The sequence below is a fragment of the Flavobacterium procerum genome, assembly GCF_042431625.1.
Classification (GTDB): domain Bacteria; phylum Bacteroidota; class Bacteroidia; order Flavobacteriales; family Flavobacteriaceae; genus Flavobacterium; species Flavobacterium procerum.
Window position 1 is genome coordinate 21,936 of record NZ_JBHLYW010000032.1, and the last position, 15,963, is coordinate 37,898.

The window sequence follows — 15,963 nt, forward strand, 5'->3', positions numbered from 1 at the left end:
TGTCATGTTTTATTGTATTCTCTTTATTTGGTTTTTTAAAGGTTAATACTCCGTTATTGGTTATTTTTTACTTGATTTATATTTCGATCTACAAATAGATTCCTGAAATTCATTTTTTTTGTAATTACCCCTGTCAAATAATTATGACAGAGATAATTACTACTCTAAAAAAAACATTAGCAGCATTAAAAACGTACTAAATACTGATTCAAATCAAACCTTAAAGTAATTTTTTTAAACTCTCATAAACAGACAGCTCAACATCTGCATGATCTTTTGTATTACATTGCTCTATCAATTTTTTTAGATCTTCTGACTTTAAAGTTGATTTATTATCCAAAACCAATAATAATTCCTGAGAAGCATCATTTAGTTTTTTAGATAATGGTAATATGGGCTCCACCAATGGTGCATTTGCGCCTAATGCGGTTAAATCTTTATATACAGTAATCCATTTATTGAAAAATGAAGTTACTTTGGCTTTATTAGCTGCCGATTTATTAGCCAAATATTGCGTTACCACAACATCAAATGCTAAAGCATCTTTTGCGTCTGGCGTACAAGCATCTGCAAAAAGCGTTAAAGGCGAATACATCTGATATTCTGTTCCGTCTTTATTTCGCGTATATCCTTTTAAAGGCTCGCAAACATTTGAAAATTCTTCCAATACCTTAATATCCTGATTGTTTGAGATATTTCTCAAAATCACCGCCTTGTTTCGAATATGTGTTAATCCTAATTCTTCCAATCTGAAAGAAACTGTTTCAAGACGTCTGCGCATACTCGCAATATCTGTTACCTCTTCTGCAGACCAAAGCCTTTCGGCAATTGCAGCTGTTCTTGGCCAAAGTCTCGAATCTATCGTAAGCGGTGTTACAAGTTCTGTCCACATGGTTGCTTCTCCTCCAAGAATCATTGCTTTTTCCTCTGTAGATAAATTGGCTCCTTTCGGCATCGGATCATTTAAGTAATGACTTGCAATCGGATACATCAAATCGATATAAAAACCATTAGACAATACTGTCTTATAACCTTTTTTCACTGCATCTACCAATGACTTTCCTGCAACAACTCCTTCATTTGGTCCTCTCCACGAATGAATGATTGCTTCTTTAGACAAATCTTTGGTTAGAATCTCTTCCCAGCCCATCAGCTGTTTGCCGTGTTTTTTAAGCATGGGTACCAACTGCATGGTAAAATAAGTCTGCAATTCGTGATTTGTTTTTAAATTATGTTTCTTTTTAAATTCTTGTATTTTAGGATTTCCATCCCAGTCTTTGCCTTCGTTTTCATCTCCTCCGATATGAAAATAAGCTCCTGGAAAAAGCGGACAGACTTCATCAAAAATTTCGCTTAACAACAGATATGTTTTAGGATTTGAAGGGTCTAATGTAGGAGTGAAAATTCCCGCATTCCTTTCAATTCCGTAGGATGCAATTGCAGTGCCTTTACTATTTTTTTCGGAAGTTCCTCCAGTCAGCGTAATCACTTTGCTTCCTATTTCAGGATAAGCTGTAAGTATAGCCGATCCGTGACCCGGAACATCTATTTCAGGAACAATCAAAATTCCTCTTTCCTCTGCATATTTAACTATGTTTTTAATTTCTTCCTGCGTATAATACAAACCATCAGAAGCAAGCTCTATTAACTTCTTATGTTTCTTCATTTCGATTCTCCAGCCTTGATCATCTACCAAATGCCAATGAAAAACATTCATTTTCATTGCCGCAAGTCCGTCGAGATTTCTCTTGATTACATCTACTGGTTGAAAATGCCTTGAAGCATCAATCATTAAGCCTCTCCAAGTAAAACGAGGAAAATCTGAAATCTGCGAGACTGGGAAATAAAATGAGGTACTGTTATTTTGAAGAATCTGCAACAAAGTTTCAAGACCGTGTAAAGCTCCTAAATCGCTTGAAGCATTTATTGTGATTTTATTTGATTTAATATCCAAATGATAACTTTCGTCTTCGTAAAGACCAATTTTTCCTGCTTTAGTACAATTGATTTGCAATTCTGCATTCGGGACTTCATTTAGTTTTGCAATAAATCCTTGTTCAAAAAAAATACCTGTTCTGTTGTCTAATCGGCGTAAAAAACGAGTTACTCCTCCAAAAATCCTCGAATTCGGATTTCCGGTTATGTTTACTTTAAAATTCTTGGTTAAAGTAAAATTTCCATCGTTTAAAACAACACTTTGAGGCCAAGGCATAAGGTTTAGTTGCTCTTTTTTAACTTGAGCACCAACCGTTACGCCTGCTAACAGCAGTACAAATAAATATTTCATTTTTAATTTTTTGGTTAATATTATCCCATGATAATATTGTAATTAGAAAAAAACAAAGCTCAGAAAGACTTTTATCGAACCTCACCAATCACAAAACAATCTCTCTGAATTTTGCTGTTTGACTCGAACGGTTTCGAATCGTTAACTTTAATAGTCAAAACGTTTGAAAGCTTCAATTGCTTCGTATTCAGCCAGACCCAATTCATCATAAAGTATGGCGGTATTTTTGTTTCGGTCTTCTGCCCTAACCCAGAATTCTCTCGAATCATTGCCTTGAAACATAACTCTGTCTTTCTGCGACTGGTGATACAAAATGGCGTGGCGCTTTAATAATACTTCTGAAGGACTCAACGGAACAGCCATATCGATTTCGTGTATGTCCCATTCATGCCAAGCGCCTCTGTATAGCCATAACCAGCAATCGTTCATATAAGGTTCCGATTTCAGCTCTTTTAATGCAGCAAAAATGGCATTCAGACAAACTTCATGTGTGCCGTGCGGATCTGCCAAATCTCCTGCTGCAAAGACTTGATGTGGCTTGATTTTGGCAATAATATCTTTTACAATGGCAATATCTTCAGGTCCTAGCGGATTTTTCTTTACCTGCCCAGTTTCATAAAAAGGAAGGTCTAAGAAATGTGTATTCTCATCTTTGAGACCAATATAACGAGTTGCCGCATAGGATTCTCTTCTTCTTATCAAACCTTTGAGTTTTCTAACTTCTAAGGAATCAATTTGATTTTCAGACTTATTGTTCAGGAATTCAATTACCGACTTGAAGTTGATATCAGCTACAGCTGCACCGATAAAATCACTACCAACCTCAGCAAATTTTAAAGCTTCATCATCTGTAACCGCAATGTTTCCCGAAGTTTGATAAACCACTTGAACATCGTGTCCTTGTTTGATTAATTTTGAAAAAGTCCCTCCCATCGAAATCACGTCATCATCAGGATGCGGACTGAAAAGAATTACTCTTTTCTTCGCTGGATGCGCCCTTTCGGGACGAAATGAATCGTCTGTATTGGGTTTTCCGCCCGGCCAACCTGTAATGGTATGCTGCAGGATATTAAACATATTGATATTCATATCATAAGCAGAGCCTTCCTGAGCCAATAAATCAGACATTCCGTTATTGTTGTAATCACGATCGGTCAGTTTCAAGATTGACTGTTTGGTTTTCTGACAGAGCCATACAATAGCTTTGCTTTTAAGTTCTGGTGTCCACAGACATTCACCAACCAGCCAAGGCGTTTTAAAACGTGTCAATTCGGCAGCGGCAGACTGATCCAGAACAAAAGTAGCATTCGGGTGATTCTGTAAAAAAGTTGCTGGAACTTCAGAACTTATATCTCCTTGAACAGTTCTTTTAATAATGTCGGCTTTATTCTGTCCCCATGCCATCAATACAATTCTCTTTGATCTTAGGATTGTAGAAACTCCCATTGTAATAGCACGTTTCGGGACATTATCAATACCGTTAAAATCAGACGAAGCATCAACTCTTGTAATATGGTCAAGCGTAATAATTCGGGTTCCAGAATTTATATGTGAACCTGGTTCATTAAATCCCACATGTCCTGTACGTCCAATTCCTAGAAGCTGAAAATCAAGTCCTCCAGCATTTTTAATATTCATTTCGTAATCAATACAGTACTGATTAAGTTCATCTAAAGCAATAGTTCCGTCGGGAATATTAATATTTTCTGGTTTGATATCGATATGATTAAAAAGATGCTGATGCATGAAATAATGATAGCTCTGATTGTTCTCTTTTGTCATTGGATAATATTCATCCAAATTAAAAGTGATTACATTACTAAAGCTCAAGCCTTCTTCCCTATGCATTCTCACTAATTCCTCATAAACTTTTATAGGAGAAGAGCCTGTTGCTAAACCTAAAACACAAGATTTGTTTTTTTCCTGTTTAGATCGAATCAGCTGTGCAATTTCCTGGGCTACGATTACAGAAGCTTCGGCAGAACTTTTGAAAATCTCGTTGTGAATTTTTTCAAAACGGGTTTCTTCAAACTTTCCGGCACTTTTATAGCTGATATCAGGTTTAATTTCTAAAGCACTTTTCATTTTTTTCTTTTTTGTAGTAATTATGAAAATGATTTTTTAAAATGGTATAAACGGCTTTCACCGCCTATACCATCCTACTAACCAAAACTTATATTGTTCTTAAAAATTTGCTCCTGTAGTATCCCACCAAACTCTGGTACCACCATTATCAGGTCCGTTTAATTTTGCAACACCGGTAGCTACTCCACCAGAGTTTCCAGCTTTTTCAGACTGAACAAAATTTACCCTTCTAACACCAAATTCTGTAGTAATTGCTCCACCGCTGTAATTCTTTAATACTGGGAACAATTTAGGATATCCAGTTCTTCTGTAATCAGACCATGCTTCTTGTCCTTCAGGGAAACCAGAAATCCATTTTTGAGTAATGATTTTTTGTAATTTAACTTCGTTTGTAGCTGCGGCATCCCAAGCAACCGTAACATTATTTACAGCAGGTGAATTGTTTTCTGGGAAATTTGGATCAACATATGCAATCGGAGTTTTTACATTATCAGCGATATAAGCGGCTGCTCCCGAAACTCCTCTCTGATCAAATGAAAGTTTAATACCAGCTTCATACAATTCCTGAGCTGTACCGCCCATAGCCCATCCTCTCAAAGCACCTTCAGCTCTTAAAAAATAAGCCTCTGCAGCATTCATAAGATAAATTTCTTTTGATTTTACGACAGCACCAATTCCTGAAAAGTCTTGATGATCTGATTTTCCGCTAATTGCTATTCCGGTTCTTACTCCTTTATATTGACCAGCGAACTGTTTTGAAGTATCAAAATAAAAAGCAATTCTAGGATCTTGATATCCTCTCAAGATAGATTCCATATCAGCAGACATGCGAATATCCAACCAAGAACCGCTGATTGTTGCAATTGGATTTGTATATACCGGCGAAACAATTTTAAACGAATCATCGTTAACCAGCATTACACCAAATTTATGAGCTACGGCTTTTTCTGCTTCTGTTTTTGCTAAAGCTGGTTTAACTTTAACAATACGCATCGCCAGCCTTAAACGCAAAGTATTGGCAAATCTCACCCAAGATTCATATTTTCCGCCGTAACCAGTCATATCTGTCGAAGCAAAAGTTGAAGCTTCTCCGGCATCAACTCTTTTTGTCAATTCAGCGACAGCTGTATCCAATTCGGCAAACATTTGAGTATAAACTTCTTCTTGAGAATCGTATCCGATTGTTGCATCTGTTGAACCGAATTTAGAGTAAATTATTGGCCCGAAAGTATCTGTCATTCTGTGCATTCCTTCTACTTTAAGAATTAATGACAAAGCATAAAACTGATCGTATTTTCCTTTCGACTTATTGGCAATATCAAATGCATTAAACATTACATTTTTATAACCGTAATCCCAGATAAATCCATTCCAGTTATCCATTAATGAATACGTTGTATTATTTACACCACCTTCAAAACCTGTTGGTGTAGCCATGTATCCTGACCAAATATCAGAGTTAAGACCTTGTTGCAATTGATAAACCCATTCTGGAGTCAGAACTTGGATATTGTTAAACATCGGAGAAAAACCTCCTTTAATGTGATTAAAATCCTGCTCAAAATCCGGAAGCGAAATACCATTAGGATTCGAATTTATATCTTCAAAGTTATCTGTACAACCCACAGATGCGAGTAATAAACTGCAGATAGCCGCTTTTGTTATTTTATTTAGTTTCATGATTTTAGAATTAGAAAGTTACATTTAAATTAAGACCGATACTTCTGGTAGATGGTAAACCATAAATATCTACTCCCTGTAAACCTTGTCCTGTACTCAATGCGATATTAGGATCGAATGGTGCATCTTTGTAAATGAAGAATAAGTTTCTTGCAATTAAGGAAATACTTGCTGATTGAATAAAAGGCACTGACTTAGGATTGAAATTATATCCGATAGAAACCTCTCTAACACTTACATTCGTTGCATCATACATATATTCACCTGTAATCCCTGCTCTTCCTCCTACCTGAGTGTAATAAGACTGAGCATCCATAGTTGTTACCGCTGTACCGTTTGGCATTACAGCATTTATTTTAACACCTCCTGCATTTCTAGCATCTCCTGTCGCTTTAGAAACTCCAAATGAGTCATTCTGTGCTTCTGTCAAACTCATAACATCTCCTCCAAAACGTCCGTCGATTAAAACATTTGCAAAGAAAGATCCAACTTTGAAAGAGTTAGAAAAACCTAGCATAAAATCAGGATTTGAATTTCCTAATTCAACAAACTCAGTTTTTTGAATTTTTCCATCACTATTTAATAAAATTCTTCCCTGAGCATCTTTCAGCATTTTATAACCTTCGATAACACCGAATGGTCTTCCTTCTGTCAAAGTGTATTTATATCCGTTAACTCCTGGATCGGTTAAATTTACTTTTCCTCCTAATTCTGCTGGGATTTCTTTTACTTTATTTTTGTTTTGTGAAAAGTTAATAGCTGAATCCCAAGTGAATTTATCATTTCTCACAATTCCTGCATTTAAGACAACCTCAAAACCTTTGTTTTCGATGCTACCAGCATTAATTCCATAAAAATCAACACCATAAATATTTCCAACAGGAGCAACTACTTGTAAATACTGGTTTTTTGTTTCTGAGTTGTAGTACGAAATCTCAAAACCTAATCTGTTATTAAACATTCTCCACTCTGTACCAAATTCAAACTCTGATTTTAATTCTGGTTTTAATGTAGTTCCCGGTTTTGGTGCTACCAAAGCGTTGAATTTAGCACCACTACCATTTGTATAATAGTTGCTTGGACTTGAAATAAACGGATAAATATCATTACCAACCTGTGCATAGGTAGCACGAATTTTACCATAATTGATCCATTCTGGCATTGTAGCCATTTCGCTGATCAAAGCAGTTAGACCAACAGAAGGATAAAAATAACTTGGAGTACCTGTATTTACTAAAGTAGACGACCAGTCATTTCTTCCTGTAAGATCAAGAAACAACATGTCTTTATAGCCAAATGTAGTTGCAGCAAATATAGACTGGATCTCTCTGTGCGAATCGATTGTCTGATAGTTACCATCATTATTGTTGAAGTTGTGTAATGTAAACCAGTTCGCATATTTCAAACCGCCACCAATTCCAGAATCTAAAATTGTTTTTTGATTTGTCATTGTGTTGTTGATACTTGCTCCAATGTTGGCATTAAAAGTAAAATCAGAACCAATTTTTGTATTAATTGTAGCAATCAAATCACCATAACGTTGTGTGCTCAAAGCATTTTCGTTGATGTAACGACCATTAATATGCGAAAGAGTTCCTTGTGTTGTAGCATAAATTCTCTTGTCAAAAATACTGGTCACCCTGTTATAGCTGTATCTTGAAGCAATACTCAACCAATCATTTACTTTATAAGTTAATGATAAAGCACCATTGAAGAAATCATTTTTATCTTCAGATTTATTTCTATTAACTGCCCAATACGGATTCTGCATAATATCTCTATTTGTCATCCAGTTTTGCGCCATTAAGTTTCTTGAAGGGTCAAAAACTTCGTAATTATCTTTGTAAAAATTAAAGTCATAACCTCTTGGCATTAAATAAACTCCCGTTAGAGGGTTAAAGTAGAAACCATTTACTGGTTTGTTAATAATTGTCTGTGAAGTATAGTTGGCATTAGCTGCAAAAACTAATTTGTCTCCAAAAAACTTAGCCGTTTGTCTAACTCCAAAGTTGTTTTTCTTTAAACTGTTTTCAGGAATAATACCCGTAGCAGAAGTATTAGCGTAAGAAAAAGCAGTAGAAGAATTTTCAGAACCAATTGAATATCCTATCGAAGTAATTTGAGTAGTTCCTGTATTAAAAAAATCTTTTACGTGATCTTTTGTTTTTCCAGCAGGCCCCCATGTTTCATCTGCTCCAGTAGCAGCAACATAATCTGTTTGGAATTTAGGCATATAAGCTGCTTCCTCAAAAGTTGTTACAGATGAAGCTGTGATGTTTGCTTTTCCTGTTTTAGCTTTTTTAGAAGAAAGCAAAATAACACCATTTGCTCCCTGAGAACCATAAAGTACCGAAGCTGCTGCACCTTTAAGAACCGTCATACCCTCATAATCATCTGGATTAATCAAAGAAACAACGTCTCCTCCATCACGGTTACCGCCAGCTAAACTACCAAACGATTCATTCGGCTGTCCTGAACCTGAGTTCAACATCGGAATACCATCAATAACGTATAAAGGCTGGCTGTTTACTACAGATGAATTTCCACGAATTACAACTTTTGTAGATCCACCAGTTCCTCCTGAACTTTTAGTAACAGCAACACCGGCAATTTTACCCGCAATTGTATTGATAACGTTGGCATCTTTTACACGAACTAATTCATCTCCCTTAAGTTCCTGAGCTGCATAAGTAAGTGATTTTCTGGTTTTCTTGATACCCAGCGATGTTACGACAACCTCGCTTAAGGCATTTGATGCAGCAGGAAGCATTTTTACATTGATTGTTGTTGCATCTCCTACAACTATAGTCTGTGTTTCAAGACCTACATAAGTAAAAACTAAGCTTTGTCCTTTTTGCACTTCAATCGTGTACAATCCGTCAAAATCGGTTGTGGCACCTTTTTGACTTCCTTGTACAGCAACAGATGCTCCTGGTAACGGCATCCCGTCAGAATCTGTAATCACACCCTTGACACTTTTCACTTGCGCAAGCGAAACTTGCGCCGTAAAAACAATCATAAAGATTAAGAAAATTTTTTTCATGTTTATTTTTATTTTGTTAGTTATGACGTAAAATTATTCTTAAGGTAGTGTTAAAAAAAATAAATTAAACCAACAGCAAAAAAATTTAAACCAACGACATAAATCATTCAATAATGTGTTTTACGAAAACGTTTTTACTTAAAAAATAAATACCTATACTCTTTTTTCATAAAATTTTATGCAAAAGAATTGGCTCTTTGCAGTTAATTGTTTAAAGTTGCACTTTATTGTTTCACTGTTAAGAAAATCATAATCCGAGAAGGAAATTACTTTGAAAGAAATTCAAAAAATTAAATTCAACATAAAACTTCAAAATCATCTTTGGTTCTGGGGAGGCTACTTTACATTAAACTTTTTAAGATGGGGAGCCTACTTTAATGATTATCCCTATTCATTCAAATCTAATTTGATTGAATTTTCACTTCATATTCCGCTCGTTTATTTTAATCTCTTTGTTCTGGTTCCAAAATTTGTATTGAGACAAAAATACATTCAATACACAGCTTCATTAATACTAAGTCTATTTGCAATCTATTTGCTCAAAACGGCACTTACGTATTACATTGTTTCTGAAAACATCTGGCCTGAAGCCAATCGCGAATACCATCCTTTCGAAATAAATCATATTGTAGCGGTGTGCATTGGAGAATTGTACGTTTTGGCAATGGCATCATCAGTATATCTTACTCTTACTTGGTTGCGCGAAAGAGAAAGAAACCGTTCATTAAGAGAAAATCAGTTTAAAATAAAACTGAAATACCTCGAAAATCAGATCCAGCCACACTTTTTTTTTAATACTTTAAATAATCTTTACGCCTTATCACTCGAATCTTCCAAAAAAGTTCCAGATGTAATCATAAAATTATCCCACTTGATGGAATATGTTTTGTATGATATAAAAGGAACCAAATTTGTACCTCTGATTAAAGAAATAGATTACATTCAGAATTATATTGAAATTGAAAAGTTGCGATTTGAAAATGTGGAAGTAACTATAAATTTGGAATCGGCCATAGAAGATGTTGTAGTACCGCCTCTAATCTTTATTTCATTGGTAGAAAATGCCTTCAAACATGGAGGCTTAAACAATAACAACCTCAAAATCAAAATCAATTGCAAAGTTATAGACAATAAGACGCTGGATTTTGAAATTTTAAATAATTTCGTACTTTCACAAAATCATAATCCAAAAAAAGGGATTGGACTGGTAAATACCAAAAAAAGATTAAAACTCATTTACAAAAACAATTTCAGCCTAAAACACAAAACAAAACTAAATTTCTACATAATCAGATTACAAATACCTATCGAGCATGAAGATTAAATGTGTATTAATTGATGACGAACCCTTAGCAATCAAGGTTCTGCAGAATTACTTTGTCAATTTTACAGATTTTGAAGTTGTCGGCACATTCAACAACTCTCTTGAGGCACTTGATTTTATCAACAGTACGCCTGTCGATGCTGTTTTTCTGGACATCAACATGCCAATGATGACTGGTTTTGAATTGATTAGTCTGATAGAAAACAAGACGAAAGTAATCATCACAACAGCTTTTAGAGAATTTGCTGCCGAAAGCTACGATCTTGATGTTTTAGATTATCTGGTAAAACCGATTCCGCTTCCAAGATTCATCAAATGCATCAATAAAATTACGACCGAATACAACCTTAAAAACAACATCAAAGTAGAAAACTCAAAAGGCGACTCCCATATTTTTATTAAAGTTGATAAAAAAATGATGAAGATCAATATTGAGGAAATTCTCTTTGTTGAAGGCATGAAAGAATATATTAAAGTCGTAACTCCCGATAAAACTTATATCACGCACAAATCCTTAACTTCCTTATCAGAAGAACTTCCTGCCGAGCGTTTTCTACGCATTCATAAGTCTTATGTGATTGCTTTAAACAAAGTAAAATCCATCGAAGGAAACCGCGTTCAGATTCAGTCATATAATATTCCAATCGGAAGAAACTACAGCAAAGACGTTAAAAACAAAATTCTGGAGTAATTCTCCTATTTAAATGTTTTTCCATAAAGCACTTTAAACTAACACTTTGTTGAAAAAATGATGTCGTTGGTTTAAATTTAACATTATTTATATCGTTTTATTTTTTTTTGAAACCGTTAACAAATATATTTACGGTCTTCAAAAAACAAATTATATAAAAAAATTAACCTCATTCTTATGACTTCAGAAAATGTACAAACCAAATGGGGGCAGTTTATCTCACTGATAATTGTCTTCTTCTTTTGGGGTTTTGTCGGCTCTGCCAATGACATCCTTATTCCAGTATTCAAAAAAGTATTTACGTTATCGCAGGTACAATCGCAATTAGTAGCGTGGGCATTTTATGCTGCATATTTCGTAGGATCAATCATATTTTTTATTGTATCTCTTAAAGCAGACGTTTTACAAAAATTTGGATACAAAAAAACACTGGCAGCCGGATTAATTCTTTCTGCAGTTGGTTCATTTTTATTTATTCCAGCCGCATCTTTCGGAAGTTTTCCATTCTTTTTATCAGCCTTATTTATTGTTGGATTAGGCTTTTCAATCCAGCAGATTGTTGCCAATCCTCTTGCCATCAAAATGGGAGACCCTGCAACTGGAGCACACCGCTTAACTCTTGCTGGAGGTGTTAACTCTTTCGGAACGACAATTGGTGCGATCTTACTTGGAATTGCCCTTTTCGGAATGGGAAATAAAGAAGAAAGCAAAAAAGACAAAAGTTCTATAGAAATCATTCAAGGCGATTTCGTTAAATTAAAAAATGAAATCACCGAAAATATCAAACAAATCAACAGCGACAATGTTGATCCAAAAACAGTTACAGAAACTGCCTCAAACGCTTTAACAGCACAACTTGCTAAGGTTGACGCTCAGTTGTTAGCAATTTCGAGCAGTACAAAAGATGCACCAGTTAAGCCTTTTGTTAAACAGTACGAAACAATTGAAAAAGACGTTGCAAAAGTAGAATTGCCTTTAGAAGTAGTAAAATCAAAACTAGAATTAGTAAAATTTCCATTTACAATTTTAGGAATTGCATTCATTATCGTTGCAATTTTCATGTATTTCTCTAAAATCGAAGACCCTGCAAAAGTTGATGCCGAAGCTGTAATCGAACAAGAGAAAAGCAAGTTCAGCATTTTCGATTATCCTCAATTATATTTGGGAATGTTAGGGATTTTCATTTACGTTGGAACAGAAGTTACCATCATCAGTAATCTTCCTGCTTTATTAAAAACAAGCGAATTCGGAAGTATCCTAGAAGATTCTATAGCTCCTTTTATCGCCCTTTACTGGGGAAGTTTAATGATCGGACGTTGGAATGGTGGTGTAAACGTTTTCAACACTTCAAACTTAGTAAATACAGCGCTTAAATTTATTGTTCCAGCTTTAGCATTCGGAGTAATTATTGGTGCTAATATTTTTGCTGCACACGACGTTTCTTCATTCTACATTTACCCAATCTGGATTTTGTTATTTATTGCAGTAAGTTTCGTTGGAGGAAAAAATGCTGGAAAAACATTAATGCTTTTCGGAATTTCAGGATTACTAATGATGTTTCTTGGATTAGTATGGAGAGATCCAGAAGTTGCTAAATTCTTCTTTATTTCTGGCGGTTTGTTCTTGTCTATCATGTGGCCTTCTATCTTTGATTTAGCCATTGCTGGATTAGGAAAAAATACCGGAAAAGCATCTTCTTTCCTTATCATGATGATTCTTGGAGGTGGTGTTATTCCATTGGTACAAGGAGGAATCTGTGATTTGGATGGAACGCATCCAGACGGAATATTCGGAATTACTTACACACACTTCTCATATGTTGTACCACTTATTGGTTTTGCATATTTAGCATTCTACGGATTCTATTGTCCTAAAATTTTAAAAAGACAAGGAATCAGCCACGTAGAAAGCGAAGGCGGAGGACATTAATATTTAAAGAATCTCAATATAAAAAATCCAAATTCCAATTTAAAAACGGAATTTGGATTTTTTTATACAAAAGGTCAAGAGAGAAAACCTTTGAGCCTTTGCAACTTTTAGCCTTTGACCCTTTTTATCTAGCCTTAATAATATTTTCAAGATTCTTTTTAAAAAGAGCTTTATTTTGAGCCGAAATAGAATAAACAACATCTTTTTCGGCATGAACAATTATTTTGTCAATAGCAGCCTTTAAAAGCGCTTGAGGATCTTTAATTCTCAAAGTACAGGCGCCATCAAAATAACCATCATCTTCAATAATCTTTCTGGCTTCTAAAATAGTTCCATCATTTAAAACTGCCGAAATAGTCATTTCTTTATTTAACGTTTTAGCATAAAAACCATCCATAACCAAAAGTAGCCTGTAACTGTTCTTCATTTCAGGACCTTTAAACTCATGTCTCGTAATATTATACCGAAGACCTTTTGCCAGACTTTGAAATTTAACAGAACAATCCAATTCATAAGTTGCCACATCTCCAGCATCATTAACCGAAGTAATTACTTTTGCTTGGGCATTTGCAGAAAAGCTAACGGTATAAAAACACAACATAATCAATATCACTTTCATATTCAATCATTTAAGAGTCATATAAAAGTAAAAAAAAATCGTCTTTTCTCGTTAGAAAAAAGACGATTTTAATTTTATAAGTATCTAAGGATTATTTATTTCCTTTTTCGAAATCAGCTACGAATTGTGCTAAACCGATATCTGTTAATGGATGTTTCAGCAATCCGTAAATTGCAGAAAGCGGTCCAGTCATAACATCAGCACCAATTTTAGCACAGTTTACAATATGCATCGTGTGACGCACAGAAGCAGCTAAAATTTGAGTTTCATATCCATAGTTATCGTAAATCTCTCTAATTTCCTGAATAAGATTCAAACCATCAACAGAAACATCGTCCAAACGTCCGATAAAAGGAGAAACATAAGTCGCTCCAGCTTTTGCAGCCAATAGAGCTTGTCCTGCAGAGAATACAAGAGTTACGTTAGTTTTGATTCCTTTATCAGAAAAATATTTTGCAGCCATAACTCCCTCTTTAGTCATCGGAAGTTTTACAACGATTTGCTCATGCAGTTCAGCCAATTCCTCGCCTTCTTTAACCATTCCGTCAAAATCAAGGGCGTTTACTTCAGCACTTACATCACCGTCTACAAGATTGCAGATATCAACATAATGTTTTAAAATATTATTTTTTCCTGTAATGCCTTCTTTAGCCATCAATGACGGATTAGTAGTTACACCATCCAAAACACCTAAAGCCTGTGCTTCTTTAATTTGCGCTAAGTTAGCTGTGTCAATAAAAAATTTCATAATTTATTTATATTAATTTGTGGTTGATTGTTTGGGCGTGACCCTATTTGCAAAAGGCGCACTCCTCATATCGTTTATGAGCGCCTTTTCCAAATCTGGTCGGGCTATCCGCACTACTTCGGTAGTTAGCTTCTATCCCTCACGCAAATCCAGCTGCAAAATTACGAAATCAATACCAATAATGATTTCAAAAACCAAATCAATTTGTTAATTCTATCACAATTCACAAAATACCTGTAAACAGCAAATTATTTAGTTCTGTTTAGTTCTTTCAATTCATCCCTAATTTCTTCCAAAACTCTCAAAGTATCTTCCTTATAACTTTCAGAATTATTGATTTTATCGCTTATAGTTTGTAAAACCCTACGAATAACAAACCAAATGATCAATAAAAATAAAACACCAAAAACAGTTGGTAAATACTCCATAAATTTTTCCATAATTCTATAATTTATAATGGTTCATCAACATTTTTTCATACATCTTATCTGGAAGCGCTCGTTTCAGAACTATTGAAAATTTCTGCATAAAAGCCCCTACTTTGTAATGTACTTTTGGTTTTGGATTCTGAATAATTTTATAAACTGCCTCTGCCATTTCATTTGGATTACTTCCTGCATCAACATGCTCATTCATCGTTGACAAAACATCGCCATAAACCTTTTCGTAAGCCGAATCTTTAACAACTGGTGCATGATAACGTCCTGCTGCAATATTGGTTGCAAAATCACCTGGAGCTACATTTGTAATTGCTATTCCAAAAGATTTAACTTCCATTCGCAATGCCTCAGTAATCAATTCCAAAGCTCCTTTAGATGCCGAATAAACACTTCTATACGGAAGCCCCATATAACCTGCAATTGAAGTAATATTGATAATAAGACCTGATTTTTGCTTGCGCATTTGCGGCAGTGCCGCTTTCATAACTTCGATTGGTCCGAAGAAATTAGTCTCAAAATTATTTCGAATCTCTTCTGTCGGAATTTCCTCCAAAGGCCCTGTAATTCCAACTCCAGCATTATTGATTACAATATCCAACCTTCCAGAAGTTTCTATAATTTTAGAAACCGCTGTTTGAATAGACGCCGCATTTCTAACATCCAAAGCGACCAAAGGAAAAACAGAATTTAATACTTTCTCAGGATTTCTACTCGTTCCGTACACCACGAAACCTTTTTGATGCAAATATTCACCAATAGATTTTCCAATTCCAGATGATCCTCCGGTAATTAAAACGACTTTATTCATTTTTTAAGTTATGAGTTTTTGGTTACGAGTTATAAGTTTTGGAAATTCGTCTTTTTTTGAGTTGCACATAAAACACCCAGCTTTTAACTTCTAACCAATAACCTCTAACTTCAGCTAGGGTAAAAATAAAAAAATCCTCCTGAAAAGGAAGATTACAAACTAAATAAATTCTAAAAATAAAAAAAATGGCAAGCGACCTACATCGCACCGCTCAACCACGTACCCTTGCTATGTTCCCATCCTGGGGGAGTCTGCAGGAGCTGGTCGTGTAGGACTTGCCGGTGCAAATATACAATCTTTTTATATTTT

At 35.0% G+C, this 15,963-nt stretch carries 11 protein-coding genes and 1 other RNA gene; 3 read left to right on the plus strand and 9 right to left on the minus strand.

Annotated features, from left to right (window positions below; genetic code table 11):
* Positions 1 to 220: 220 nt before the first annotated feature.
* From ACFFLS_RS24290 to ACFFLS_RS24305, 4 genes are all read right to left on the minus strand, one after another.
* A complete protein-coding gene (locus tag ACFFLS_RS24290) occupies positions 221 to 2,287 on the minus strand; it encodes a beta-N-acetylhexosaminidase (RefSeq protein ID WP_379682546.1) in 2,067 nt (688 codons plus the stop codon).
* Between the two features lie 147 nt (positions 2,288 to 2,434).
* A complete protein-coding gene (gene nagB / locus ACFFLS_RS24295; protein WP_379682547.1) occupies positions 2,435 to 4,372 on the minus strand; it encodes a glucosamine-6-phosphate deaminase in 1,938 nt (645 codons plus the stop codon).
* 99 nt (positions 4,373 to 4,471) lie between these two features.
* Positions 4,472 to 6,052 carry a RagB/SusD family nutrient uptake outer membrane protein gene (locus ACFFLS_RS24300; RefSeq protein WP_379682548.1) on the minus strand — a complete coding sequence of 527 codons (1,581 nt, stop codon included), beginning with the start codon at positions 6,050 to 6,052 and terminating at the stop codon, positions 4,472 to 4,474.
* A gap of 10 nt (positions 6,053 to 6,062) precedes the next feature.
* Positions 6,063 to 9,095, minus strand: a complete 3,033-nt coding sequence (locus ACFFLS_RS24305) for a SusC/RagA family TonB-linked outer membrane protein (RefSeq protein ID WP_379682549.1) — start codon at positions 9,093 to 9,095, stop codon at positions 6,063 to 6,065.
* A 271-nt stretch (positions 9,096 to 9,366) separates the two neighbouring features.
* Between ACFFLS_RS24305 and ACFFLS_RS24310 the strand changes: the two genes are divergently transcribed.
* From ACFFLS_RS24310 to ACFFLS_RS24320, 3 genes are all read left to right on the plus strand, one after another.
* Entirely contained in the window at positions 9,367 to 10,419 is a 1,053-nt protein-coding gene (locus ACFFLS_RS24310; protein WP_379682550.1) for a sensor histidine kinase, read from the plus strand.
* Complete coding sequence (locus tag ACFFLS_RS24315; protein WP_379682551.1) at positions 10,409 to 11,110, plus strand: LytR/AlgR family response regulator transcription factor; 702 nt, start codon at positions 10,409 to 10,411, stop codon at positions 11,108 to 11,110. Before ACFFLS_RS24310 ends, ACFFLS_RS24315 begins: the two co-directional genes overlap by 11 nt.
* A 177-nt stretch (positions 11,111 to 11,287) precedes the next feature.
* Entirely contained in the window at positions 11,288 to 13,039 is a 1,752-nt protein-coding gene (locus ACFFLS_RS24320) for an MFS transporter (RefSeq protein WP_379682552.1), read from the plus strand.
* Positions 13,040 to 13,163: 124 nt separating this feature from the next.
* Here ACFFLS_RS24320 and ACFFLS_RS24325 read toward each other — a convergent pair whose 3' ends face one another.
* The 5 genes from ACFFLS_RS24325 to ffs all read right to left on the minus strand — a co-directional run bounded on the left by ACFFLS_RS24325 (position 13,164) and on the right by ffs (position 15,935).
* On the minus strand, positions 13,164 to 13,658 hold the full coding sequence (locus ACFFLS_RS24325) for a hypothetical protein (RefSeq protein WP_379682553.1): 495 nt from the start codon (positions 13,656 to 13,658) through the stop codon (positions 13,164 to 13,166).
* 91 nt (positions 13,659 to 13,749) lie between these two features.
* The gene (gene fsa, locus ACFFLS_RS24330; RefSeq protein WP_379682554.1) at positions 13,750 to 14,406 is read right to left on the minus strand and encodes a fructose-6-phosphate aldolase; all 657 of its coding nucleotides are present in this window, start codon (positions 14,404 to 14,406) and stop codon (positions 13,750 to 13,752) included.
* A gap of 248 nt (positions 14,407 to 14,654) precedes the next feature.
* Positions 14,655 to 14,846, minus strand: a complete 192-nt coding sequence (locus tag ACFFLS_RS24335) for a F0F1 ATP synthase subunit B family protein (RefSeq protein ID WP_379682555.1) — start codon at positions 14,844 to 14,846, stop codon at positions 14,655 to 14,657.
* Between the two features lie 4 nt (positions 14,847 to 14,850).
* Positions 14,851 to 15,654 (minus strand): SDR family oxidoreductase, encoded by an 804-nt coding sequence (locus ACFFLS_RS24340; RefSeq protein ID WP_379689706.1) that lies wholly within the window; start codon positions 15,652 to 15,654, stop codon positions 14,851 to 14,853.
* Positions 15,655 to 15,837: 183 nt separating this feature from the next.
* An RNA gene (gene ffs, locus ACFFLS_RS24345) (signal recognition particle sRNA small type) lies at positions 15,838 to 15,935 on the minus strand.
* Between the last annotated feature and the right edge of the window lie 28 nt (positions 15,936 to 15,963).

Bases quoted from the DNA above. Each gene is read 5' to 3' on its own strand.
- ACFFLS_RS24305 (WP_379682549.1), bottom strand. From the start codon at position 9,095: ATGAAAAAAATTTTCTTAATCTTTATGATTGTTTTTACGGCGCAAGTT.
- ACFFLS_RS24325 (WP_379682553.1), bottom strand. From the start codon at position 13,658: ATGAAAGTGATATTGATTATGTTGTGTTTTTATACCGTTAGCTTTTCT.
- nagB (WP_379682547.1), bottom strand. From the start codon at position 4,372: ATGAAAAGTGCTTTAGAAATTAAACCTGATATCAGCTATAAAAGTGCC.
- ACFFLS_RS24315 (WP_379682551.1), top strand. From the start codon at position 10,409: ATGAAGATTAAATGTGTATTAATTGATGACGAACCCTTAGCAATCAAG.
- ACFFLS_RS24320 (WP_379682552.1), top strand. From the start codon at position 11,288: ATGACTTCAGAAAATGTACAAACCAAATGGGGGCAGTTTATCTCACTG.
- ACFFLS_RS24335 (WP_379682555.1), bottom strand. From the start codon at position 14,846: ATGGAAAAATTTATGGAGTATTTACCAACTGTTTTTGGTGTTTTATTT.
- fsa (WP_379682554.1), bottom strand. From the start codon at position 14,406: ATGAAATTTTTTATTGACACAGCTAACTTAGCGCAAATTAAAGAAGCA.
- ACFFLS_RS24300 (WP_379682548.1), bottom strand. From the start codon at position 6,052: ATGAAACTAAATAAAATAACAAAAGCGGCTATCTGCAGTTTATTACTC.
- ACFFLS_RS24290 (WP_379682546.1), bottom strand. From the start codon at position 2,287: ATGAAATATTTATTTGTACTGCTGTTAGCAGGCGTAACGGTTGGTGCT.
- ACFFLS_RS24340 (WP_379689706.1), bottom strand. From the start codon at position 15,654: ATGAATAAAGTCGTTTTAATTACCGGAGGATCATCTGGAATTGGAAAA.